The sequence below is a fragment of the Dellaglioa sp. CoH-57-MRSF-18 genome (assembly GCF_056781995.1).
Map to the genome: position 1 here is coordinate 1 of NZ_JBXAXX010000081.1, position 465 is coordinate 465.

Below are 465 nucleotides of genomic sequence, written 5' to 3' on the forward strand. Positions count from 1 at the left end.
GCTTGGGCGTCAGGAGGGTGTAATCGGTGATCGAAACGGTTTGCATATTGCTTCCCTTGTTGTGAAAGTGGGGTGGTGAGTTGTGAACGTCTGGGCACTTGCCCCGCGTACAATTAAATTGTCTCTGGTGGACGGGACTGCTCTGTGGCTTTACGTGACATCTCGACGATTGCCGCGTCCCACGCTTCTTCCGGAATATCACCGTTAGCCGCGTAATCGGCCAATGCTTCAAGCAGCGAGACCATTGCGTGTTCCGCGCTTTGGCGTCCTGCACCCTTGTCCGTCAATCCATCGCCCTGTGCTCCGGGTATATCGATGTCGAACAGGCGCAGAGCTGCGTGCGTCGGCGTCTTTTCACCGTCTGCTGTTTGCTGTAGCTCACGTTCGAGCAGCGCACGCCATTCATCTGCGGGCAGCGGGACCCACTCGCATTTGAAATAGCCAGCTCCAGATTCACCGGGCTCA

The 465-nt window shown here is 56.8% G+C and carries 1 protein-coding gene; it reads right to left on the minus strand.

The window, feature by feature from the left end; all coding sequences use genetic code 11:
• Nucleotides 1–113: 113 nt before the first annotated feature.
• On the minus strand, nt 114–465 hold a 352-nt coding region (locus AC1RPG_RS08170; RefSeq protein ID WP_481762494.1), incomplete at its 5' end, for a hypothetical protein.